Origin of the sequence: Faecalibacillus sp. (genome assembly GCF_047023275.1) — a bacterium.
Lineage (GTDB): Bacteria > Bacillota_I > Bacilli_A > Erysipelotrichales > Coprobacillaceae > Faecalibacillus.
Map to the genome: position 1 here is coordinate 35,388 of NZ_JBKYAR010000005.1, position 22,131 is coordinate 57,518.

The 22,131-nt window shown below is 28.5% G+C and carries 21 protein-coding genes; 3 read left to right on the top strand and 18 right to left on the bottom strand.

Going from position 1 to position 22,131, the window contains the following annotated elements:
* Positions 1-6: 6 nt before the first annotated feature.
* The 3 genes from ACLVEP_RS02810 to ACLVEP_RS02820 all read right to left on the bottom strand — a co-directional run bounded on the left by ACLVEP_RS02810 (position 7) and on the right by ACLVEP_RS02820 (position 3,495).
* On the bottom strand, positions 7-759 hold the full coding sequence (locus ACLVEP_RS02810) for a hypothetical protein (protein WP_412582686.1): 753 nt from the start codon (positions 757-759) through the stop codon (positions 7-9).
* Between the two features lie 199 nt (positions 760-958).
* Positions 959-2,443, bottom strand: a complete 1,485-nt coding sequence (locus ACLVEP_RS02815; RefSeq protein ID WP_412582688.1) for a glycoside hydrolase family 1 protein — start codon at positions 2,441-2,443, stop codon at positions 959-961.
* A 107-nt stretch (positions 2,444-2,550) separates the two neighbouring features.
* Positions 2,551-3,495: a 3-hydroxyacyl-CoA dehydrogenase gene (locus tag ACLVEP_RS02820; RefSeq protein WP_412582690.1), complete on the bottom strand. Its 945-nt coding sequence runs from the start codon at positions 3,493-3,495 to the stop codon at positions 2,551-2,553.
* A gap of 279 nt (positions 3,496-3,774) precedes the next feature.
* On the opposite strand from ACLVEP_RS02820, the gene ACLVEP_RS02825 reads away from it, so the two are divergent.
* Entirely contained in the window at positions 3,775-5,106 is a 1,332-nt protein-coding gene (locus ACLVEP_RS02825; protein ID WP_412582691.1) for an IS4 family transposase, read from the top strand.
* Between the two features lie 228 nt (positions 5,107-5,334).
* Here the strand turns inward: ACLVEP_RS02825 and ACLVEP_RS02830 are convergent, their stop codons facing one another.
* The gene (locus tag ACLVEP_RS02830; protein WP_412582692.1) at positions 5,335-7,905 is read right to left on the bottom strand and encodes a YhgE/Pip family protein; all 2,571 of its coding nucleotides are present in this window, start codon (positions 7,903-7,905) and stop codon (positions 5,335-5,337) included.
* A 151-nt stretch (positions 7,906-8,056) separates the two neighbouring features.
* On the opposite strand from ACLVEP_RS02830, the gene ACLVEP_RS02835 reads away from it, so the two are divergent.
* On the top strand, positions 8,057-8,488 hold the full coding sequence (locus ACLVEP_RS02835) for an Rrf2 family transcriptional regulator (protein ID WP_119363833.1): 432 nt from the start codon (positions 8,057-8,059) through the stop codon (positions 8,486-8,488).
* Between the two features lie 50 nt (positions 8,489-8,538).
* Here the strand turns inward: ACLVEP_RS02835 and ACLVEP_RS02840 are convergent, their stop codons facing one another.
* Genes ACLVEP_RS02840 through ACLVEP_RS02850 form a run of 3 tightly spaced genes read right to left on the bottom strand, consistent with a single transcriptional unit; the run spans position 8,539 to position 10,255 of the window.
* Positions 8,539-9,132 (bottom strand): hypothetical protein, encoded by a 594-nt coding sequence (locus ACLVEP_RS02840; protein WP_412582694.1) that lies wholly within the window; start codon positions 9,130-9,132, stop codon positions 8,539-8,541.
* A gap of 11 nt (positions 9,133-9,143) precedes the next feature.
* Positions 9,144-9,698 carry a chromate transporter gene (locus ACLVEP_RS02845; RefSeq protein ID WP_412582696.1) on the bottom strand — a complete coding sequence of 185 codons (555 nt, stop codon included), beginning with the start codon at positions 9,696-9,698 and terminating at the stop codon, positions 9,144-9,146.
* Positions 9,695-10,255: a chromate transporter gene (locus ACLVEP_RS02850; protein WP_412582697.1), complete on the bottom strand. Its 561-nt coding sequence runs from the start codon at positions 10,253-10,255 to the stop codon at positions 9,695-9,697. The genes ACLVEP_RS02845 and ACLVEP_RS02850 overlap by 4 nt, the downstream gene beginning before the upstream one ends.
* Positions 10,256-10,351: 96 nt before the next feature.
* Between ACLVEP_RS02850 and ACLVEP_RS02855 the strand changes: the two genes are divergently transcribed.
* Positions 10,352-11,203 carry a LysR family transcriptional regulator gene (locus ACLVEP_RS02855; RefSeq protein WP_412582699.1) on the top strand — a complete coding sequence of 284 codons (852 nt, stop codon included), beginning with the start codon at positions 10,352-10,354 and terminating at the stop codon, positions 11,201-11,203.
* Positions 11,204-11,228: 25 nt separating this feature from the next.
* On the opposite strand, the gene rsmH is transcribed toward ACLVEP_RS02855, so the two are convergent.
* The 11 genes from rsmH to ACLVEP_RS02910 all read right to left on the bottom strand — a co-directional run bounded on the left by rsmH (position 11,229) and on the right by ACLVEP_RS02910 (position 22,131).
* Positions 11,229-12,275: a 16S rRNA (cytosine(1402)-N(4))-methyltransferase RsmH gene (gene rsmH, locus ACLVEP_RS02860; RefSeq protein ID WP_412582701.1), complete on the bottom strand. Its 1,047-nt coding sequence runs from the start codon at positions 12,273-12,275 to the stop codon at positions 11,229-11,231.
* A gap of 72 nt (positions 12,276-12,347) precedes the next feature.
* Positions 12,348-13,085: an MFS transporter gene (locus ACLVEP_RS02865; protein WP_412582702.1), complete on the bottom strand. Its 738-nt coding sequence runs from the start codon at positions 13,083-13,085 to the stop codon at positions 12,348-12,350.
* 11 nt (positions 13,086-13,096) lie between these two features.
* Complete coding sequence (locus ACLVEP_RS02870) at positions 13,097-13,564, bottom strand: MFS transporter (protein WP_412582704.1); 468 nt, start codon at positions 13,562-13,564, stop codon at positions 13,097-13,099.
* Between the two features lie 105 nt (positions 13,565-13,669).
* The gene (locus tag ACLVEP_RS02875) at positions 13,670-14,974 is read right to left on the bottom strand and encodes a PTS sugar transporter subunit IIC (protein WP_412582707.1); all 1,305 of its coding nucleotides are present in this window, start codon (positions 14,972-14,974) and stop codon (positions 13,670-13,672) included.
* 114 nt (positions 14,975-15,088) lie between these two features.
* Complete coding sequence (locus ACLVEP_RS02880; RefSeq protein WP_318000356.1) at positions 15,089-15,769, bottom strand: response regulator transcription factor; 681 nt, start codon at positions 15,767-15,769, stop codon at positions 15,089-15,091.
* Complete coding sequence (locus ACLVEP_RS02885) at positions 15,769-17,133, bottom strand: ATP-binding protein (protein WP_412582709.1); 1,365 nt, start codon at positions 17,131-17,133, stop codon at positions 15,769-15,771. Before ACLVEP_RS02885 ends, ACLVEP_RS02880 begins: the two co-directional genes overlap by 1 nt.
* A 16-nt stretch (positions 17,134-17,149) precedes the next feature.
* Positions 17,150-17,803 (bottom strand): potassium channel family protein, encoded by a 654-nt coding sequence (locus ACLVEP_RS02890; protein ID WP_412582710.1) that lies wholly within the window; start codon positions 17,801-17,803, stop codon positions 17,150-17,152.
* An 8-nt stretch (positions 17,804-17,811) separates the two neighbouring features.
* Positions 17,812-19,137 carry a TrkH family potassium uptake protein gene (locus ACLVEP_RS02895; RefSeq protein ID WP_412582711.1) on the bottom strand — a complete coding sequence of 442 codons (1,326 nt, stop codon included), beginning with the start codon at positions 19,135-19,137 and terminating at the stop codon, positions 17,812-17,814.
* Positions 19,112-19,534, bottom strand: a complete 423-nt coding sequence (locus tag ACLVEP_RS02900; protein WP_412582712.1) for a hypothetical protein — start codon at positions 19,532-19,534, stop codon at positions 19,112-19,114. Before ACLVEP_RS02900 ends, ACLVEP_RS02895 begins: the two co-directional genes overlap by 26 nt.
* Before the next feature lie 112 nt (positions 19,535-19,646).
* Positions 19,647-21,236, bottom strand: coding sequence for a hypothetical protein (locus tag ACLVEP_RS02905; protein ID WP_412582713.1), 1,590 nt, complete (start codon positions 21,234-21,236; stop codon positions 19,647-19,649).
* A gap of 52 nt (positions 21,237-21,288) precedes the next feature.
* A complete protein-coding gene (locus ACLVEP_RS02910) occupies positions 21,289-22,131 on the bottom strand; it encodes an alpha/beta hydrolase fold domain-containing protein (protein WP_412582714.1) in 843 nt (280 codons plus the stop codon).

Below are 22,131 nucleotides of genomic sequence, written 5' to 3' on the forward strand. Positions count from 1 at the left end.
TCTTCTTTATTTAATCAAAGTTTCCATCATTTCACGATAATCATCATGACCATCCAATGAATGATCATCTTCATCAATATCAGCACTTCTTGTTACTCTAATAAGAGCTTTACTTTTTACAGTATATTTAGAAAAAATACGTGATACAAAATGTAAAATAAGATCTTCCACTAAAATAAACTGACCTGGTTGACTAGGAAGTTCTACTAATCTTTCATCCATAGCATTTGCACAAGAAACAATTCCCATTTTACGTTTTCCTTTTTTGGATTCTAGACGTACGACAACATATTCTTCTCTATTATTAAGAAATGGAAAAGGTTGTCTTTTAGAAATAACTTGTGGTGATATCAAAGGCAATAATTCTCTTTCAAAATATTCTTCAAAATAATGTCTGTCTTCTTTATTTGTAATATCTTTATATTTTATAATTGACCAATGGTATTGTTTTAATTCCTCCATTACTTGAAAATATATTCGATCTTTCTTTTTGTTTAAAAATGCTGCTCTTTTTAAACAAGCTTTTAATTGTTCTTCACCAGTCATTAATGTCTTATTATCTTTTGAATCAGGATAAAATAACATCTGATCATAAATAGAACCAATACGTACCATAAAAAATTCATCTAAATTTGTTTGAAAAATAGAAATAAAACTCAATTTTTCAGCTAATGGTACTTGAGGATCTTTTGCTTGCATTAACACACGATCATTAAACTTCAACCACGATAATTCCCTATTTTCTTTATAAACACTCATAGTATATTACCTCCATATCTACTTACATTATACTCTTTTCATTCGTTTACAAATAATTTTTTGCCTTTTTATTTTATAATTTTTAATTCGACATAAACTATCAAGATTATGTAAATTTTTTATCATTCACCGTGGTTTTAAAAAAAGGTTGTAATCTTTATAAATAGTCAAGCTATTCATTCATTACAACCTTTTAATATTATTTATCTTCTAATAAAACTTCACCATTAGATTCAATAATTTCTTTATAACGATAATAAGAATCTTTAAGTTTTCTTTCTAAAGTACCATGACCATCATTAAAACGATCCACATAAACAAAACCATAACGTTTTTTCATTTCTCCTGTACCAGCAGAAACAACATCAATTGGTCCCCAATATAAATATCCACGACAATCAACACCATCTTCAATTGCTGCATTGACATTTTTTAAATGTTCTTCAATATAATGAACTCTAAAATCATCATGAATTTCACCTTTATCATCAATATTTTCATCTAAACCAACACCATTTTCTACAATTAATAATGGTAAATGATAACGATCATATAAAACATTTAAAGTATAACGTAATCCTACTGGATCAACAGCCCATCCCCAAGGTTGAGGTGCTTTATCTTTAAGATATGGATTATCTCTACAAGTAAGACCACCAGTATCTACTTTTAAATTCACATCTCGATCAAATGTTGTAGAACGATAATAACTAAATGATAAGAAATCAACTGTATTTTCTTTAATTAATTGTAATTCTTCATCACTAAATTCTACAGTTACTTGATCTTCTTTCCATACTTTCTTTAAATAAGTTGGGACAATACCTAAACAGAAAGGATCAGCCATAAAGAAAATATTCATTCTTTGAGCATCTAATGTACCTACAACATTTAAAGGATCACAGTTATATGGATAAGTAGCTACTGAAGAAGCAGTCATCATACATCCAATTTGATAATCTTTACTGATTTCATGTCCTAATTGTACAGTTTTAGCATTAGCAATTAAAATATTATGATAAGCATCCCATTGATCTTGTTTTGTAGTTGAACCAATTGGATCACTTGGATCTTTAGGATCTTTAATTGTTAAAACCCCACCAGCTACAAGTGGCATTCTAAATAAAGCATTGACTTCATTAAATGTAAGCCAGAATTTAACTTTTCCTTTATAACGAGTAAAAACAGTTTTTACATAACGTAACCAAAATTCAATCAATTGAGGATTAGACCATCCACCATATTCAGTAATTAAATGTAATGGTGTTTCGTAATGTGATAAAGTAATTACAGGTTCCATTCCTAATTCATTCATACATGCAAACATATCATCATAATAAGCAAGACCTGCTTCATTTGGTTCTAATTCATCTCCATTAGGAAAAATTCTTCCCCAAGCAATTGAAGTTCTAAAACTATTGAATCCCATACCTTTCATTAATTTTAAATCTTCACGATAACGATGATATCCATCTACAGCATCATGTGATAAATAAACTTTATCTGGATTTAATGACATTTCATATTTTTTCTTATTTTCATCCCATTTAATACCAGGATCTTTAGACATAATTCCTACAAGTACATCTGTAACGTTTGGTTGTTTACCATCTTCCAACCAAGCACCTTCATATTGATTAGCAGCAATAGCGCCACCCCATAAAAAATCTTTTGGAAAACTCATTTTCTCTACCTCCGTTTATCTAGCTGTATTATAGCACTTACAAAATACAAGATTTACTCGTTTAATATTTTGAAAAAAGTAAAAAAGAAGAATCATTGATTCTTCTTCTAATACTTATAGAAACCTTCTCCAGAAGCCATTCCTAATTTTCCCTCATCAATATATTTCTTTAACATCTTAGCCATACCTTTAAAATTATAAGGTGCTAAAAATGATGGAACTTTCAAATACATTGAAACTATATTATATGCTGTTGTAAGTCCTACTGTATCTAATATTTGGAAAGGTCCTTTAGGAGCACCTGTACCAAGTGTCCATGCTTTATCAATACTTTCAGGATCACTTATACCATTAACATACAAATCCATTCCTGAAAATAATAAAGGAACAAGCATCGAATTTAATAAATAACCAGATTTTTCTTTTCTTACAGGTAATGGTATCATTCTTATTTCTTTAGCAAACTCCATAATTATATCAAAATATTTTTGATCTGTTTGTTTTTGTGCCATGACTTCTGTCATATTATTTTTCCAAATACTATTAGCAAAATGCAACGACAAATATTTATCTGGTCGTTTTGTATATTTAGCAAACTTAGATGGTAATAATGTAGATGAATTTGTGACAATAATTGTTTTTTCAGGTAACAAATCCGCCATTTTTTTATAAATATCTATTTTTTGTTCAACATTTTCTGCCATAGATTCAATAATCAAATCTGCATCACTAACAGCTTTATTTAAATCTAATTCTAGTTTGATATTTTCATAAGCAAGATTTGCTTTTTCTAAACATTTATCTTTATCAAAATCTTCATAATCACTAATACCCATAGCCCAATTTTGTGGTGTCTTTCCTTCATCACTATCCATCAAAGTAATTGTATCATGATAAACCTCTTTTAAATGATCTAATTTAGGCTGACATCTTCCTATACTTCCCTCACTTCTAAGCCAAATCGTTACATCAAAACCACAATAAGCTGCTTGATAAGCAATTTGACTTCCTAAAACGCCTCCACCAATAACAACAACATTTTTAATTTCCATAAATCATACCTCCTACCTTTATTTTAACATTTTGTTAAAATATTCACAAAAGTTATTTTTACTTTTAGTTTGAACTTCATAGATAAAAAAAGAGTCCTTTTAAGGCAATGTCATTAAGTTAAGACTTTTTTAAGAGAATTTCTATATTTTATAAAATATGGGGGTTCTTTTTTTTATCTATTGACATGACTTTGATTTTGTGCGGCTTATAATGAATATTCTTTATATTCATTATAAGCCCTTTTTAGTAGGTGTATTTTTCAAAGGAGGATATTATCTATGTCAAATAAAAATACTAAAATTGCCTACTATTCCCCAAAGTGGATTTCTCGTCGCTTGGATGATGTTATCGATTCTACTGTAGAGTCTATTGGATGTTTTTGTGTTGATCCGGTTTCTAATTTTACCAGAAGCCGTATTCTTACTCCCAAGACACTTATTAAATTTATTTTAGGTTTGCAGGCTCACTCTTTGCCAAGTGAAGTTTCTGATTATTTTACTTCTTCAGATACTGATATCCCATCAGTATCTGCTGTTTCACAACGCCGTGACCTGTTGTACCCTGAAATTTTTAAATCTATCAACAGAAGATTTCTTTCTTCCATTGATAATCTGTCCACATTGAATGGTTACTATATTCTTGCACAGGATGGTTCCGATATCAATCTGCCCTTTTTACAGGATGATACTCAAATCTCTTATGGTCAGGATTCTATTGTTTGTCAATATCATCTGAATGCCTTGTATGACTGTATCAATCATGTATTTTGGGAATCAAGAATTGATCTGCCAACCAAAAAAAGTGAAGTAAGCGCACTGATTGATTTTATCAATCACCGTAATTATCCTGAAAATTCAATTATTACAGCTGATAGAAACTATGAAAGTTACAATCTCATGGCTCATTGTATTGAAAGTAATCAAAAATTTGTATTCAGAGTTAAGGATATCGATACGAAAAAAGGAATTTTGACATCTCTATCCCTACCCGATGAAATATTTGATATTACTGTTACTCGTACGCTTACAAATGTACAAACAAATGAAGTCAAGAAAAATGAAAACAATCAATTTGTATTTGTTCCTTCAACTTCTGTTTTTGATTATCTCGATGCCTGTAATCGTTTCTATGATCTTAGTTTTAGAATCATAAGATTTAAAATAGCTGGTGATAAATATGAAACATTGGTTACCAATCTTGATGAAAATGAATTCAAATTAAGTGATTTCAAAGATCTTTACCATCTTAGATGGAATGAAGAAACGGCATTCTATTATCTCAAATACGCAGTTGGCATGCTTTATTTCCATTGTAAAAAAAGGCAGCATATACAGCAGGAAATATACGCATCAATTTTATTTTATAACTATGCAAATTTGATCATTCAAAATATAAAAAAGAAGATGGAGATTAAAAAGACAAAGTACATATACAACATCAATGTAAGATCAGCATTGACCAACATAAGAAACTATTTTCGTAATCAAATAAAAGAATCCATCCTGATCAGAAACATAAAAAAATATCTGACCCCATCAAGGCCAGATAGAAACGTTCAACGTTCTATAAAACGACAATCACCAAGAGCGTTAAATAATAGAACAAGTTGACAGAGTTATTCTAACATAATTTTTTCTAGATATCACAAATTTTTTTGAGCCTAGACACTGGTTCTTTTAAAGTGCGTCAAAAATAAGATAATAAACCAAATTATTTAGGATAAAACAAAAAGAACAGAACATAGAAATATGTCTGTCCTTAACTTAACATAAATAGAACTGTCTTTTGTACAATGCCACCTTAACTTAATGACATTGCCTTTTAAGGACTCTTGACTTCTATTCAGCTTTTGTTGAATTTACTTCTTCAAACATTTGAGGAATAACATGTTTATCTTCTTTATTTTTATATTTGAAATAAACAATTGTTAAAATTGAACATACAATTAAGATTCCTGCAAAGACTGCAAATTCAACTGAAAGAGATGGAGCAGTCATACTAATTGTTTTTCTGAATCCATCTACACTATAAGTATATGGAACAAATTTATGAATAGCTTTGTAGATAGCTGGACCTGTATCTAATGGATATGTACCAGCAGAACCACCTAAGTTAATAATCATAAATACAAGTAATAAGAAGTCTCCAATAAATCCAGTTGTTAAACTTAACAACATGACAAGTGACATGAATGCCGCCGATACAAGAATTGCAAGTAAATAAGTTAAACCTAAATTAACAGGTTCAAAACCATTGATAAGTCTTAAAGCTGTTACCATTGCAATTGCAGCTAATGTAGAAACTGTATACATAACAGTTGCTTTACTTGCCCAATATTTTAAAGCATTTTCAGCTTTTTTAATACCATGTCTAATTGGATACATTAAAGCAAAGGCTAAGCATGTTACATATAAACCAACTGACATCATATATGGAGCCATTGCATGACCATTATTTTCAACTTTTGAAATTTCTTTATGACTTGTTTCAACAGGTGTAGCAACCATATCAGTTGTTTTATCTGTTGAATCTATCTTACTTTCTTCTGCACCAGATTTTAAGGCATCATTTAAAGTTGTAACACCATCTGCAGCACTTTTAATACCATCACCTAAAGTATCAGAACCAGCTGCTAATTGACTAGCACCATCACTAATTTGACCAGCACCAGAAGATAATTGGTTAGCACCATTCATTAATGTTGAATTATTGCTTACTAATGTTGAAGTACCTGCAGATAATCTATCAATACCACTTGTTAGAGCTCTAATACCTTCAGTCAATGAAGGAACATTACTATTTAATGAAGAAGTTCCTTGTGCTAAAGCAGAAGCTCCACTTGTTAAAGCGGTATTATTTGTAGTAATTGTTGTTAAACCACTTTGTAAAGTAGTAACACCACCCATGTAAGATTGTACACCAGCATTTAAGTTTTGAGCACCACTAGCAAGTTGAGAAACATATTGTTTTAAACCTGCTTGTTGAACATTACCATTTGCATCACTTACACCATTAATTCCTGCATTTAATTGTTGCACACCAGTATTTAAATGTTGTGCTCCTTGATCTACTTGATTAGCACCACTTACTAATGCTTGAATTTGTTGAGTAGATTCAGTTGATGAAAGCGAACTAGCTAATTGTTCTCCACCATTCGCTAATTGTTGATAAGTAGCTAATAATGTTTGTAAAGTACTTGCATCAACATTTTGCATCAATGCTTGGAATTGAGCAGTACTTAATTTACTAAAGTCTGTTGTACCAAAACTTTGTTGCATTAAAGCAGTCAATTGAGCATTAACAGCTTTATTACCATTAATAAGAGATTGTCCAGCTGTAGCTGCACTAGATAATTTACCAGCTAATGTTTGAACACCTTTATTTAATGCTGAAGTACCTGTTACTAATTGAGCACTTCCACTTGCTAAATCTGAACTACCTTTTGATAAAGTTGTACTTACTGAGGAATTAACACTTGTTAATCCTTCAGATAATGCTGTAGCTCCAGCAGTAATAGCATCATTATTAGCAACTAATTGATTTGCACCATCTAAAGCTTGGCTTACACCACTTGTATATTGATTAATTCCAGTATTAAGTGATTGTGCACCACTATTTAATTGACTAATTCCATTAGCTAATGCAGGAGTTGCACTACCTAAAGAGTTCATACCAGTTTTTAATTGATAAACTCCATCATTTACTGTAACAACCCCATCAGTATAATCTTTTAAACCATTTGTTAAAGTATTTGTTCCATCTTTAAATGTTAAAGAACTGCTTGCTAATACTTTTAAATTATCACTAATTGTTTTGTTACCATCTTCTAATTGATTCATTCCATCAGATAATTGTTGAGTACCATCACTTGCCTCAGCAAATCCATCTGACATTGTTCCAATTGAAGTAAAGATTGTTTCCGCATATGTCTTAGTAACTGATGATGAAACTTCAGCTTTAATTTTAGCGATTGCTGAATCATCCATCTTTGATGCAACATAGTTTGTACCAGGATTTGTTGTATAATTTAAAATCATCTTTTTAGGATTTTTATCCAACAAAGTTGTTGCATTCTTTGAAAAATTACTTGGAATCGTAATGACCATATAATAGTCACCATCTTTTAGTCCCTTATTTGCTTTTTTAGCACTTACAAAATGAAAATCTAACGAATCGTTGTCTTTTAATTTATCGACTAGTTGACCACCAACATCTAATTTCTTATCGTTGTATTCAACTGCCTTATCTTTATTAACAACAGCGACAGGAAGATCTCCACTGTTACCATATGGATCCCACATAGATCCAAGGAAGACAACAGTGTAAATACTAGGAATAAGGATAAGAGCGACTAAAACGATTTGAATCCAATGGTTTTTTAAAATGTTTTTCCACTCTTGCTTAATCATAAATATCCTTCTTTCTATCTTCTATAGATATTTTACATCCATAGATATATAATATCTATAGAGTATTATAATTTTTTCAATACAAAAGTCAACATTCTTACATACAAAATATAAAAAATTAAGTATAATAAAAAAAGGGAAGGGATTACAAATGAGAATTAGAAAGAGTTTTGAACAAGCAATTTGTATTTTATTACTTATTGGCACAAGCGAAGGACCACTTAAAAGTCATGAATTAAGTAAAATGTTAGATGTTTCTGATTCATATTTAAAAAAAGTAACAAGACAGCTTGTTGTTGCTGGTTTGATTACTTCTAAGGCTAGTAAATTAGGTGGCTTTATTTTAAATAAAAAAATGAATGATATTTCTTTTTTAGATATTTTTGAAGCAATTGAAGGAAAAGAAAAATTTATTGAAACAACACATTTAGTAGATAAAGTTTTTGATCCAGCATTAAATGTACAACATACCGAAGATATCATTATCAATCATTTAGATGCCGCTGAAAATCAATATAAACAAAAGCTTAAAGAAATCAATCTTGGTGAAATCACAAATTATGTTCATCAAAATTCCATCTAAAAGCAGGCTTGGGAATATGGTTCCCTTAATAAGCCTGTTTTTAATTAGATCTATTTATTAAATAATAATTCTAATAAATGAATACCATTTCCTTTTCCTAAAAGAATTCCTTTTAAGCATCGATTACAAACACAAATAATTTTCTTATTATCAAATTGTTGCACATATTCTCGCATATATTTTTCTTGTACTTCTTGAGGGTAATGTGATAAATGTGTATCGTCTAATTCTTTTGTTTCATAGTGGAGTGTTCCACAAAAAATAGAATTTTCTTTATTATTTTTTATTTCAATAACTTCAATATTCATTTTCTTTAAAAGACTTCTAACAGCATGATGTACTTCAGGATGATTTCTATCACGAAAACAATCTTGTAAATACATTTTTTGTCCATGATAATCAGGAAAATCAAAATTATCTAATTGATCAAAATATTCCCAAACAGACATGGTCTTTACTTGATTCTCTATTTGTTTTCTACAAGCTTGACAAACATATAAACCAATATCATCCTTTTTAAATTCTCTTTTATCAATTCTACAACATTTTGCAATCGGCATTTGTTTTTCAAAATAATCCTTTACTTTTTTCGCTGTTTGAAGATGCATTGTAGCAAAATTACAACTTGGATAATAAATATACATATTCTTTCCTCCTATAGCATTTGAATCAACACTTCACTGATTCCTGCAAGAATCATGACTAAAATAGGATTCAATTTATATTTTCTAAGCAATATTAAACAAATAACAAAAACAATCATTGCATGATATCTTAAATAAGATATCCCAATAATAGATTCTTTAAAAAATGAAGAAATTAAAATACTTATACCACTAATTGCAATCATCGAAACAACTGCTGGTCTTAAATAAGCTAAGATTGTTTTCATCACTTCCAAATTTTTATATTTTACATATAAATAAGCAAGTATTGAAACAATCACACATGAAGGTAAAATACATCCAAGTGTTGCAATCAATGCTCCTGGTAAATGAGCAACATATTGTCCTACGAAAGTAGAAGAATTAACTGCAATTGGGCCAGGTGTCATTTGAGAAATTGTAATAAGATCTGTAAATGTATTTTGACTGATCCAATGATATGTAGAAATTACTTGTTGACTAATAAGTGGTAAAGCTGCATATCCTCCACCAAAGCTTAATAAACCTATTTGAAAAAAGGCCCAAAATAATTGTAAATAGATCATGCTTTTTCCCTCCTCATTACTAAATCAATAATAGCAAGTAAAATACATCCTAAAATAATGTACATAATATTAATATTAAAGAAATAATTTAAAACAAATGAGACAATCATGATTAAAATATTTCTACCCTGATGTTCATCCATAACACTTAAAGCCATATCATAAACAACACTTACAATAATTGCTCCAATTCCTGCACGCATTCCAAGTAACATCGCACTTATAATTTTATTCGTAATAAATATTTTATAAAAATAAGCTATCACACTAATGATCACAATTGGAGGAATAATTGTTCCTATCACACAAACAACAATCCCTAAAATGCCTGCCATTTTATATCCTAAAACAATAGCTCCATTAACAGCTATTGCTCCTGGAGCACTTTGTGCAATCGCTACTAAATCCAACATTTCTTTTTCATCAATATAATGGAGCTGATCCACAAATCTTTCTTTTAATAAAGAAACAATCACATAACCTCCACCAAAAGTAAATGCTGATAAATAAAGTGTTGAGGTAAACAACTCCATTAATAATTTTCTTTTTTCCTTCATTTCTATCACCTATTTCATCTTAATACACATTGATTCATCTGTAAAATATTATATAATTATATTATACATAGGTATTTACCTATATAAGGAGGTATTATGACATTTCGACATCTAGAAATCTTTATGAGTGTTTATCAAAATCAAAGTATTACCAAAGCATCCAAAGAATTACACATTAGCCAACCTTCTGTTTCATTAGCTATTAAAGAATTAGAGAAAAAATATCAAACACCCTTATTTGATCGTATGAACCGTCAAATTTATCCTACAGAAAAAGCTCATCTTTTATATAATCATTCTTTACAGATTCTTTCATCTCTTGAAAATATGGAGAATGAAATGTATGAAGATCATTTAGAAAATATATCTTTTGGTTGTAGTGTTACTATGGCACAAGTTTTTTTGCCTCATTTATTAAAGAAATTAAAGAAACTATATCCAACCATTCATTTTCATATTATTGTTAATAATCTTGAATATATAGAAAATTTACTTTTAAAAAATGAACTTGATTTTGCTTTAATTGAAACAACACCACTTCATCAATTAAAAAAAATTGCTTTCTATCAAGATGAACTTGTTATTGTTGTTCATCAAAAGCATCCTTTATTAAAATCAAAAAATTTAAAAGAATTAGAGCATTTTGATTATTATTCACGTGAAAAAGGAAGTTCTATTTATGAACTTGTTCATAGTTATTTTATAAGTCATGATTTAGGTATTGTGCCAACTATTGAATGTACAAATCCACATGCTTTAATTGAACTTGTTAAACAAAACGATGGTTTTACGATTCTTCCTTATTCTTTAGTTAAAGAAGCAAATGAAGTATCTTATTTAAAAAGTAATGATTTTCAAATACAAAGAACTTATCATATTGTCATGCACAAAGACAAAAAACTTCTTCCTCTCTATCAAGAAATATTTGAGCTTATTAAAAAGGAATAATGACCAAAAATCATTATTCCTTTTATTATTTAGCTTTAATTGCCCAACGCATTTTTGTTGATTTAGCTCTTGAATTTCGATGACATTCTTCTTTAGTAGGGCGAATTACATTTCGACATACATCTTCATAAACGCCACTATTTTTCATTTCTTTAAAAGCCTTTTTAACAATACGATCTTCACCTGAATGGAAAGTTAAAATAGCTACTTTTCCTCCTGGTTTTAAGATAGTAGGAAGTTTTTCAACAAATTCATATAAAACTTCAAATTCTTGATTTACTTCTATTCTTAAAGCTTGAAAAACTCTAGCTGCTGTTTTATTAACAATATCTTTTCTATTTCTATCTTCTATAAAATTTAATGTTTTATCAATAATTTTATAAAGTTGACCTGTTGTTTCTACTTCCATTCCTGAACGAATAAATGAATAAATATTTCTAGCTAGAATATCTGCATAAGGTTCATCTGAATTTTCTACTAAAATATTTTCAAGTTCTTCTTTAGATAGTTCTTTTAAGATTTCAGAAGCTGGTCTTCCAGCTTTGGGATTTAATCTTAAATCTAATGGTCCTTCTTTTTTATAAGAAAATCCTCTTTCAGGATTATCTATTTGCATAGATGAAACACCTAAATCAGCCAATACAAAATCAAACTTTCCATATTTTTCACTTACTTCATCAATATTTCTAAAATTTGTTAAAATCGATGTGAAAATATTTTCATCAAATCCTTTATTTCTTAATCTTTGTGTTGTCTTTTCAATTTCAATTGAATCAATATCTAATCCATAAACATGACCTTGACCTTCTAATTTTTCTAACATTTTAGAAGTATGACCGCCATAACCTAATGTACAATCTAAACCAACTTGTCCTGGTTGAATATCTAAAAAATCTAAAATCTCATCAACCATAATAGAAATATGCATTCCTGCTGGTGTACTTCCTTTAGAAATAACTTTTTCAATCGTTTCTGGATATTTTTCTGGATTTAATTCTTTATATTTATCTTCAAAATTTCTAGGGTGTGTCCCTTTATATCTTTTTCTTCTTTTATGTATTTGTTCACTCATAATTATTCCTCATTCTTTTTACTATTATAATATAACGAATAATTGTCTAATAAACAATAAAGAAATAAGATATTATTTTTGAAGTGCATTTCTCTTTTTCATTTCATTACGATAAAATTTCATAAAAATAAATAATATCATAATACTTATTATCGAAAATATTATTAATAACATAGAAGGCATAACATATGTATTTGTATGACTTTGAACACTACCAATAATTACAGGGAAAAAAGCTGCCCATATTGCTTGTGTACTTAATATTGAATAATTAAGAGAAAATGTACGATGTCCAAATAATTCTCTCATTACAGATGGAATAGAAGTTGCATTACATCCATATGAAATTAATAATAAAGCTGCTCCAATAATATAGATGATTATATTTTTTGAAGATAATCCTATAAAAATAAAGATTGTTGACATAAGGGTTCCTAAAGATACAAGAATCAAACTTTTAATAACACCTAATTTATCAAAGAAAAATCCAAAAATAAATCTTGCAAAACCATTACAAAATGATACTAAAGAAACAACTGTTGCTGCTAAAGCAGCACTTATACCGATTGTTTCTGTCATCATTGGAGCATTATGATTTAATATACATAAACCAACTCCTGGAAGAATCACAATGATAAGATAATAAATCCAAAACATGGGCATTTTAACCATATCAGCTGTAATGACATTATAATCTTGTTTTCCTTCATGACGATTTCTTTGAGGCAATAAATCTATTTCTTTCAAGTTTGGATCACCTACATAAAATCCAAGTAAAAATAAACCGCATCCACAAACCATAGCAACCATTCTAAAAGCAATTACAATTCCATGATTTTCAATATTGAACTAATCATTGGTCCAAAAACAGCAGTCGATAAAGCATATCCCATTAATAATAAACCTGTTGCTGTTTTTTCTGGCATCCATAAAGGACAAGCTGAAATAACACAATTATATCCCATTCCTACAATGATTCCATAAGATGCATACAACATATAAATATTTGTAGAAATACTTGTTAAATAAAAACCAATTCCAATTAATATTCCTGATATTTTGATAATATGAGAAAATGATATTTTTTTACTCAAAATTCCTGTAAGAATACTACCTACAGAGAAAAACAAAGTATTGATCGTAAACGCGAATGATGTTTGACTTCTTGACCATCCATTTAACGTTTCAATTGGTACCACAAATAAACTCCAGGCAAGAGTCACTCCTAAACATAAACAACATAAAAAACCTGCTATTAATTTTAATATTCTTTTTCTTTTGATATTCATTTTATTTTTTCCTTTCAAGATGCATATACATCTTAATTAATAAAAAAAATAAATGTGAGCACTTTCAAAAATTGAAAAAAAAGATAAAGTCAAATGACTTTATCATTAAATATTTGCAGCTTGTTTATTTTGATACTTTTCATAAGAAATAAGAAAAGGTGTATAAATAACAATAGAAACCACAATTAAGATAGCTTGTGTAATTGCACCAAAAATACTTGCTCCTGTTGCTAGAAAACCAAAGATAATTGGTGGTGTTGTCCAAGGAACTGTTAAACAAGCTACTGGACAGAATCCAATAATAGTAAGTATATATCCGATTACAATATTAATAAGTGGTGTTATTACAAAAGGAATACCTAAAATTGGATTTAATACAAGTGGAATACCAAAAATAACTGTTTCATTAATATTGAATAATCCTGGTACTAGTGATAAAGAAGCAATTGCTTTATTATCATCACGTTTTGAGAAAATCAATATCGCAACAACAAGTCCTAGTGTTGCTCCTGCACCACTGAATTCCCCACACATTTGTAAAAAATACATATTAATAACATTTTTAGGTGTTTGACCTTTACTAAAAGCTTCTACATTTTCAAGTGCTAAAGGTGTAAATAAAGATTCTTTAACAGCAGCTAACATATTAGCACCATGAATTCCTACTAGCCAAAATAACCCAAGTAATAAATAGATGACAAGAACACCTGGAATTGTTGCACCAATAGAGCCAAGTGGTCCTTGAATACCATTTTTAATCACATCGTTTAAGTAAAGTCCTGTTAAATGATAACAAGCAGACCCTATACATGATGTCACAATAAGTGTAAGTGTTGCTGGTATTAAAACTTCAAATGCTCGTGCAACACCAGGTGGTACTTGATCTGGCATTTTAATTTTTAAAGCATCTTGTTTTTCAAAGAAACAAAACAATTCAACAGATAAGATTCCAATAATCATCCCTGTAAATAAACCTGTTGCCCCAAGTTCATTACTCGCGATTCCCGTAAAAGCTTCTTTAGCGCCTTTAACTACATGTGACGTATTTGTTACTGATAACCATGCTGCAAGTCCTACAAGTCCTGGGATATATCCTGCTTTTTCAGCTGTCATATTCCAAACACCTATTTCTTGAGCAATCCCTAAAGTAATTCCTACTGTAATACAACTAATTGTACAAAAGTTAATGGCTTGAAATGCTGGATTTAAAAAATCTAAAATCATAATTGGTTTAAAAAACATTCCAAGTCCTGTGTCTGCATTTACAAGAACATTACACCATAAAACGCCTACAGCCCCCGCAATTGTAAGTGGCATAAAGTTTTGAAATGCATTTTTAATTGCAGATAAATATTTGTTTTGTCCACACCATGCCCCCACACGGCCTAGAACATCTGCCATCTTGTCCATAAATTTTCCTCCTTCATCCTTACTTCGACTTTTGTCCCCAACAAAAATCTTGATAAAAATATATCACTATGATAAATAATTGTCAACATAATAAAAAAAACAAGGTTTCCCTTGTTAATCTTTAAAATAATAACCAACACCTACTTCTGTCACAATAAAATGCGGATGATTCGTATCTTTTTCTATTTTTCGACGAAGTGTAGCCATAAATACTCTTAAAGCATTTTGATTAGAATGATCTTGATAACCCCAGATTTCTTTTTGAATGTAATTATGTGTTAATACTTTACCTCGATGTTCAATTAAAAGCTTTAAAAGATTAAATTCAATCGGTGTTAAATGAATTTCTTCTTGGTCTATTAATACCTTTCTAGAAATAAAATCAACCTCTAAATAATCCTTTTGATATTTCTTTATTTCTTCATCTTCTTTTTTAGATAATCTTTTAGCTACTCTAATTCTAGCTAGAAGCTCTCCCATATAAAATGGTTTTACAACATAATCATTTGCTCCTAAATCAAGTGCTTTAATTTTTTCTTGTTCTTCTAATCGTGCAGAAACAACAATAATAGGTTTTGATGATATTTTCCTAATTTCTTGAATTACTTCAAGTCCATCAATATCAGGTAATCCTAAATCTAAAATAACAATATCAGGTTGATGACTATAAAAAAGACTCAAAGCTTCATGTCCTTGTGTTGTCATTAAAATACGATATCCTTCTTGTTCAAAAGACATCTGTAGAAAATGAGAAATATATGGGTCATCCTCTACAATCATGATTAAATCATTCATTATACATTCAACTCCTTATCGCTAGGAATAGTAAATATAAAACATGCTCCATCTTTTTCATTCTTTGCCCAAATTTTTCCACCATGAGCTTGAATAATTGCTTTACAAATAGCAAGACCTAATCCTATTCCTTTTTGACTATCATTGGAAACATTAGTATCTGTAACAAATTCTTCAAAAATATCATCTAATATCTTTTTAGAAATCCCTGTACCTGTATCTTTAATCATAAACTGTACTTCATCTTCCAATTTCTTTACATGGATCGTAATTTGATCTTTTTCTTTTGTATACTTGATTGCATTATTTAAAATATTAATAAATACTTGGACCATTAATTTACCATCCACATTAATAAATAATAAATCTTGAGGTACATCCACAACCACATTTCTTTTTTCTAATTCAGGTAAATGTTGAATAGCTTCATAAATCAAATCATCTACAACTTCTAAGTTTTTATGTAAAACTAAATTTCCACTTTCTATTTTAGACATGTTTAAAATATTTTCAACGATTTGAGTAAGCCAATGTGCTTGATCATGTATGTCTTTAGCAAGTGAATAAACATCCTCATTTGTAAGATGTTCTTGATTCATCATAAGCTGACTTGCTCCAACAATTCCTGTAAGTGGTGTTCTTAAATCATGTGAAATACTTCTTAACATACTATTAAGCATATGTTCTCTTTCCATTGCTACTTTTATTTTTTCTTGTTCTAAATAAGTAAGTTCTCTTTCTAAAGCATTTCCTAATTGATTAGCAGCTGCTTTAATGATGATCATTTGATCTTCATTTAAATCTTGTTGACTTAATATTTCAATACTTCCTAAAACACGATTCATTCCTATAATAGGAATTATCTTTTTGCTTTCTTCTTTTACTTCTAAAGAAATATGTGTTTTTATTTGAATACTTTCTTCAATATATTGATTTCCTTTTAATAAAATATATTCGATCCTTGAAACATTCAATAATCTTTCTGATAAGCTATATAATTGTTTAGAAATACTTTCATTCTTTTTAGAAATAATAATTTGTTTTTGAAAACGATCCGTTAAACTACAAGCAATAACAGAAGTCATCAAAAAGAAAAGAATAAGCATAAAATCATTAGGATCACTAATATGAAAATCATAATTAGGATTAATATACAAAAAATTAAAACATAATACACTAACAATAGATGCTAATAAACCATAAAAATATCCTTTAGTAAATGTAGCAATTAATAAAACCCCTACAATAAATACCATTAAAATATTTTCTTTTCCAATCCCCATTGAATTTAAAGTAAGCGAACAAAATAATTCAATCGAAATAATAATACCAAAATAAACTAAATACCTTAATTTTTCTTTCATAAAATCACCAAGATTATCATGACATACATTTTAGAATCATATCAACATCTTTTTTCTTTCCTATGACTAAAAGATGATCTTCTACATTAAAAACATAATCTACCGAAGGTAAAAAATCTGTTTTATTATCTTTTTTTATTCCTATGATATAAATATGAAAAGCTGCTCGAATATTAATTTGTTTAATTGTTTTTCCTAACCATTGACGTAATGCAGGAATTTCATAAATAGAATATTCATTATCCAATTCAACATAATCATACAGATTATCATTACTTACACGCACAGCTAGTTTTTCAGCACTATCTCGATTAGGATAAATAACCTCATCCGCCCCATTTTTTAATAAAAATTTAGCATGTATATCTCTTGTCGCTTGAGAAATAACATACTTAGCTCCTAATTCTTTGAGTAAACTTGTTATTTCCAAACTACTTTGGAAATTAGTCCCAATACAAACAAAACAAATATCAAAATTAGCGACACCAAAACTTTGTAAAACATCTTCATTTGTACAGTCTCCTATTTTAATATTCGAAATCAATTTTGTTAGATCTTTTAAACGAGATTCATCTTTATCTACGATCATCACTTCATTTCCAAGTGAAATCATATTACTTGCTAGATGGTGACCAAAACGTCCCATTCCTATAATTAATACTGTTTTCATAACTCCTCCTATCCAATAGCTATTTTTTCTACTGGATTTTTACAATTTGAAATTTTCTTTTTTCTTGAAAGACTTAAAGCTAAAGTTAAACTTCCTACACGACCACAATACATTAACAAAATAATCACAATTTTAGAAAGCATTGTCAGTTTTCTTGTAATTCCTGTTGAAATTCCTACTGTTCCAAGTGCTGAAAAGATTTCAAAAAAGACATCTTGCATTGGAAGTTGTGGTTGCGTGTCAAAAAGTACAATTGCACTTATAAAAATAAATATAAAATTTATTAAAAAAACAGAACATGCTTTTTTTATTGTTTTACTATCAAAACGACGATTAAATGCATTAGCTTCACTTTTATTGGTCATTGTAGCATATACAAAAATAGTCAAAACCGCAAAGGTCGTTGTTTTAATACCTCCGGCCGTTGAACCAGGACTACCACCAACAAACATTAAAAACATCATTAATAAGCTTGTTGAAGGTTTTAAATGAGAAACATCAACTGTATTAAATCCAGCTGTACGACAAGTTACAGATTGAAAAAATGAAGCTAAAATTGTTTCTTCTTGAGACAATGAAGAAAGTGAATTTTGACATTCAAATAAATAAAATAATACAGCTCCAACAACAATTAAAATGATTGTTGTTAGTAAAACGATTTTTGTTTGTAAAAGATATTTTTTAAACTTGAGTCCTTTTTCATAAATATCTTGCCAAACAATAAATCCCAAGCCTCCTATCATAATTAATACCATGATTGTCATATTAACAATTATATTAGAAGCATAGGGTGTTAATGATCCATATGGTTCTATTGTTCCAAGTAAGTCAAATCCTGCATTACAAAACGCAGATATCGCATGAAAGATTCCTAAATAAATTCCTTTTAATAAACCAAAATCTTCTATAAAAACAAGACTTAAAATAATTGCTCCAATTCCTTCAAATAAAAAAGTCCCTTTTATAATATGTTTAACAAGTTTAACCCCGCCTGCCAACTTTAAAGAATTGACACTTTCTTCAATCAAACCTCTCTGTCTTAAACTAATTTTTTTCTTGAGATAAGTGGCTAGAAAAACCCCAATCGTAATAAAACCTAAACCACCTATTTGAATTAAAAGTAAAATTACAATTTGTCCAAACAATGTCCAATGTGTTGCCGTATCATAAACAACTAAACCTGTTACACAAGTGGCACTTGTCGCTGTAAAAAGCGCATCTAAAAAATCCGTATGATTACTAGAAACAGGTAACAAAAGTAAAAACGTTCCAACTAAAATAACAATTGCAAACCCTAATGCAATGATTTCAACATTTGTTCTTCTTTTGATCATATAAATGTTTTATTAACCTTTCTATGTCTTCTGTTGTTTGTAATAATTCAATATTTTCTTGATATAATTCTTCATACTTTTGTTTGCCAATTAAAGAATAAACTTGGACATCTAACATATCTCTATGAATACGATAATTCATTAATAAGTTATAATAATCATCTTCACAGCATAAAATGACATATTGATAACTTTGTTCAAAGTGATATATTTCTTGTTTTGGTATACATTTGATTGTATCATTTTCATATTTTTTTACCATTTGATACGTTTCATCATAAATAATAAGCATCGTTGGATATTCTATACTTTCTATAAGCTCATCAAAACAACTCATTTGTTTATATCCAATAAATAAAACAGCTACCAAAACTAAGACTAATATAAAATCTATCATAATACTCCCCTCTTTACTTTTATTATAAAATGGGAGGTATTAAGATAGTGTTAAGATACCTTGTATATACATTAATAAAACATAAATAAAAAGGGCTAAGATATTCTTAACCCTACCAATAATCTCGTTGTTGATCGGTAACTTCTAATGTTTTTGTATTCACTAAATAAAAATCAACAAGACTTTGTGTGCTACTTTTTTTTATATACTTTTCTAAAACAATTTCATAATCTTCATCATTATTTTTATATTTATTAAATACAAGAGATAATGTATATTCATCATTTGTACTTACAACTGCATAAGGATAACCTTTAGCGTCATATTGATAATCAAAACAAGGATTGTCTAATTTATTTTGTGCTATTAAAAGATCATACACTTTTTCAAAATAAACTCTTTCAGGATCATTTTCTAAATCAGTAGTATCATTTTCTTGTTCTGTTGTTTCTTGATTTGCTTCTTCTGTTTGATTTTGTGACTCACTTTCATTTGTATCCTCATTACTTGTTTGAGAGTTAGACATTTCAAAAGGGTCTGGAGCAAAGTAAAATTTTAAATCTCTATCATTAGAAAGCTCATAGACTTTAATATCTTTTTGTTTTTCTAAAATATAAATAAAGTAATAATCTTTTTTATATTTAAAATAAAGCATATGATTATTGATCCTATGCAATTTTACTATTTCAGATGAACTATTTTTTTCAAAATAAGCATTCCCATCGCCAACAATCAAAGTATAGTGTGTTGAAATGTATGTTTCTAAATAAGTTTGATTTTTAATTTTAGAAATGAATTTATCATTTTTAGCTTCATTTTCTAAAGAAATAACTTTCATTTTTTGATTTTCTAAAATATAGAGCACACTTTGATAATCTCCTACTTCTGCCTTATTTGAAACATTCTTTATTTGTCTTTCAAATTTTCCATAACCTTTTTTATACTGACTATAAAGTGTAAGCTTTTGATTTTGTCGTGTATAAGCCATGTCATTATCTAAACGATGAATATCATTACTCATAACAAAAGGTAAGGCAATATAGAATACAATCAATAATAAACTTACATAAAGACCTATTCCTTTTTTAAACTTCTTCGCTACAAAAAAGATAAGCGCCACTCCTAGTATAATACTTGTTATTTGAATAATAGGTATAAGAATTGTTGAAAGTGAAATCATTTCAACATGATTTAGATAACTATAAATACTTCCTAATACAAGATTACCTAAACTTAATGAGAAAAATACAAAAAGAAATGCAAAACAGCTAACAAATAATTTCTGTTTTCTTCCATTAATTGGTTTTTTATTCTTCACAAATTGATTTAAATAATCATAAAGATTTTCATCTTTTTCTATCACAATAGAATAATCTATAAAATTTAAAGTTATTGTTTCTTTTGAAAGAACATAATTTTCTAGATCCTTCATTTCTATAAACATATTATTATAAAAAAAGCGATTATTTTCATCAATATAAACTAAATCATAGCCTAATATCTTTTTCTTTCTTCTAAAATTTAAATTGATAATTACCATAGAAGCTACAAAAAGAATAATCCATACATAATCAAATCCATATAAAATACTTTCTATTGCAAAAACTAATAATAAGACATATAAAGATAAAATGGTTAATTGTTTATAAAATTGTTGTTTGATTATATTTTGATATTCAAATTCTTTAATATGTAATTCCATATAAACCACCTCGCTTTTATTATATATATTAGATATGGAAATTCTGTGTTCTTTATTTATTTTTATTTAAAAAGGCAATAATTGTTTGATAAACATCTTCATTATAAAAAATACTTCTTCCATGATCTGCATCATGAACTCTACCAAAAGTGACATCATAATGATATTCTTTAAGTTTTTCATATAGTTCTATACTTTGAGTAATAGGTACAACATGATCTTTATCTCCATGAAGAATGAGAAATGGTGATAAAGACATATCTTCCTTTAAATAAGTCATTGGTGAAGCTTTCATTAAAAGTTCTTTATCTAATGAGCCTAAAAAATCAATCACATTTCTTTCTTCATGCCAATCATATTTACTATACCAATTATTAAATGTCATAAAATTTGTGACTCCATATAAATCAATGATACCTTTAAAATTATATTTTTCTTGTAAAGCTACAAGCAGCGCAATATGTCCTCCTGAAGAATCACCACTTAAAAATACATGTTTAAAATCAATGGGATAATTTTGATAGTTTTCTTTTAAATATTCTATTGCTTTGATAACATCATTTACTTGTGTTGGATATTTATATTCAGGAGCACCATGGTATTCAATAATTGCATAAGCATACCCTGCTTTTACAATCGGCATAAAATCAAAAATATGATCATTCATATCTTGTTTATACCATCCAGAACCTTGTACATGAATTACTAATGGATATTTTCTCTTTTCATCTAAAATTGTATTTGGAAATAAAAAACGAATCATACATCCTTCTTGATATTCTATATCTTTCATACGACATCTTAGATTTTCTTTATTTCCTTTAAGCTCTAAAGCACCATTTATATTGGATGTATATCGTGGAAATGTTTCATAACTATAATCTTTAACTTTCAT

Coding starts and splice junctions, on each gene's coding strand:
- ACLVEP_RS02810 (WP_412582686.1), bottom strand. CDS start 759: ATGAGTGTTTATAAAGAAAATAGGGAATTATCGTGGTTGAAGTTTAAT.
- ACLVEP_RS02815 (WP_412582688.1), bottom strand. CDS start 2,443: ATGAGTTTTCCAAAAGATTTTTTATGGGGTGGCGCTATTGCTGCTAAT.
- ACLVEP_RS02820 (WP_412582690.1), bottom strand. CDS start 3,495: ATGGAAATTAAAAATGTTGTTGTTATTGGTGGAGGCGTTTTAGGAAGT.
- ACLVEP_RS02825 (WP_412582691.1), top strand. CDS start 3,775: ATGTCAAATAAAAATACTAAAATTGCCTACTATTCCCCAAAGTGGATT.
- ACLVEP_RS02830 (WP_412582692.1), bottom strand. CDS start 7,905: ATGATTAAGCAAGAGTGGAAAAACATTTTAAAAAACCATTGGATTCAA.
- ACLVEP_RS02835 (WP_119363833.1), top strand. CDS start 8,057: ATGAGAATTAGAAAGAGTTTTGAACAAGCAATTTGTATTTTATTACTT.
- ACLVEP_RS02840 (WP_412582694.1), bottom strand. CDS start 9,132: ATGTATATTTATTATCCAAGTTGTAATTTTGCTACAATGCATCTTCAA.
- ACLVEP_RS02845 (WP_412582696.1), bottom strand. CDS start 9,698: ATGATCTATTTACAATTATTTTGGGCCTTTTTTCAAATAGGTTTATTA.
- ACLVEP_RS02850 (WP_412582697.1), bottom strand. CDS start 10,255: ATGAAGGAAAAAAGAAAATTATTAATGGAGTTGTTTACCTCAACACTT.
- ACLVEP_RS02855 (WP_412582699.1), top strand. CDS start 10,352: ATGACATTTCGACATCTAGAAATCTTTATGAGTGTTTATCAAAATCAA.
- rsmH (WP_412582701.1), bottom strand. CDS start 12,275: ATGAGTGAACAAATACATAAAAGAAGAAAAAGATATAAAGGGACACAC.
- ACLVEP_RS02865 (WP_412582702.1), bottom strand. CDS start 13,085: ATGGTTGCTATGGTTTGTGGATGCGGTTTATTTTTACTTGGATTTTAT.
- ACLVEP_RS02870 (WP_412582704.1), bottom strand. CDS start 13,564: ATGAATATCAAAAGAAAAAGAATATTAAAATTAATAGCAGGTTTTTTA.
- ACLVEP_RS02875 (WP_412582707.1), bottom strand. CDS start 14,974: ATGGACAAGATGGCAGATGTTCTAGGCCGTGTGGGGGCATGGTGTGGA.
- ACLVEP_RS02880 (WP_318000356.1), bottom strand. CDS start 15,769: ATGAATGATTTAATCATGATTGTAGAGGATGACCCATATATTTCTCAT.
- ACLVEP_RS02885 (WP_412582709.1), bottom strand. CDS start 17,133: ATGAAAGAAAAATTAAGGTATTTAGTTTATTTTGGTATTATTATTTCG.
- ACLVEP_RS02890 (WP_412582710.1), bottom strand. CDS start 17,803: ATGAAAACAGTATTAATTATAGGAATGGGACGTTTTGGTCACCATCTA.
- ACLVEP_RS02895 (WP_412582711.1), bottom strand. CDS start 19,137: ATGATCAAAAGAAGAACAAATGTTGAAATCATTGCATTAGGGTTTGCA.
- ACLVEP_RS02900 (WP_412582712.1), bottom strand. CDS start 19,534: ATGATAGATTTTATATTAGTCTTAGTTTTGGTAGCTGTTTTATTTATT.
- ACLVEP_RS02905 (WP_412582713.1), bottom strand. CDS start 21,236: ATGGAATTACATATTAAAGAATTTGAATATCAAAATATAATCAAACAA.
- ACLVEP_RS02910 (WP_412582714.1), bottom strand. CDS start 22,131: ATGAAAGTTAAAGATTATAGTTATGAAACATTTCCACGATATACATCC.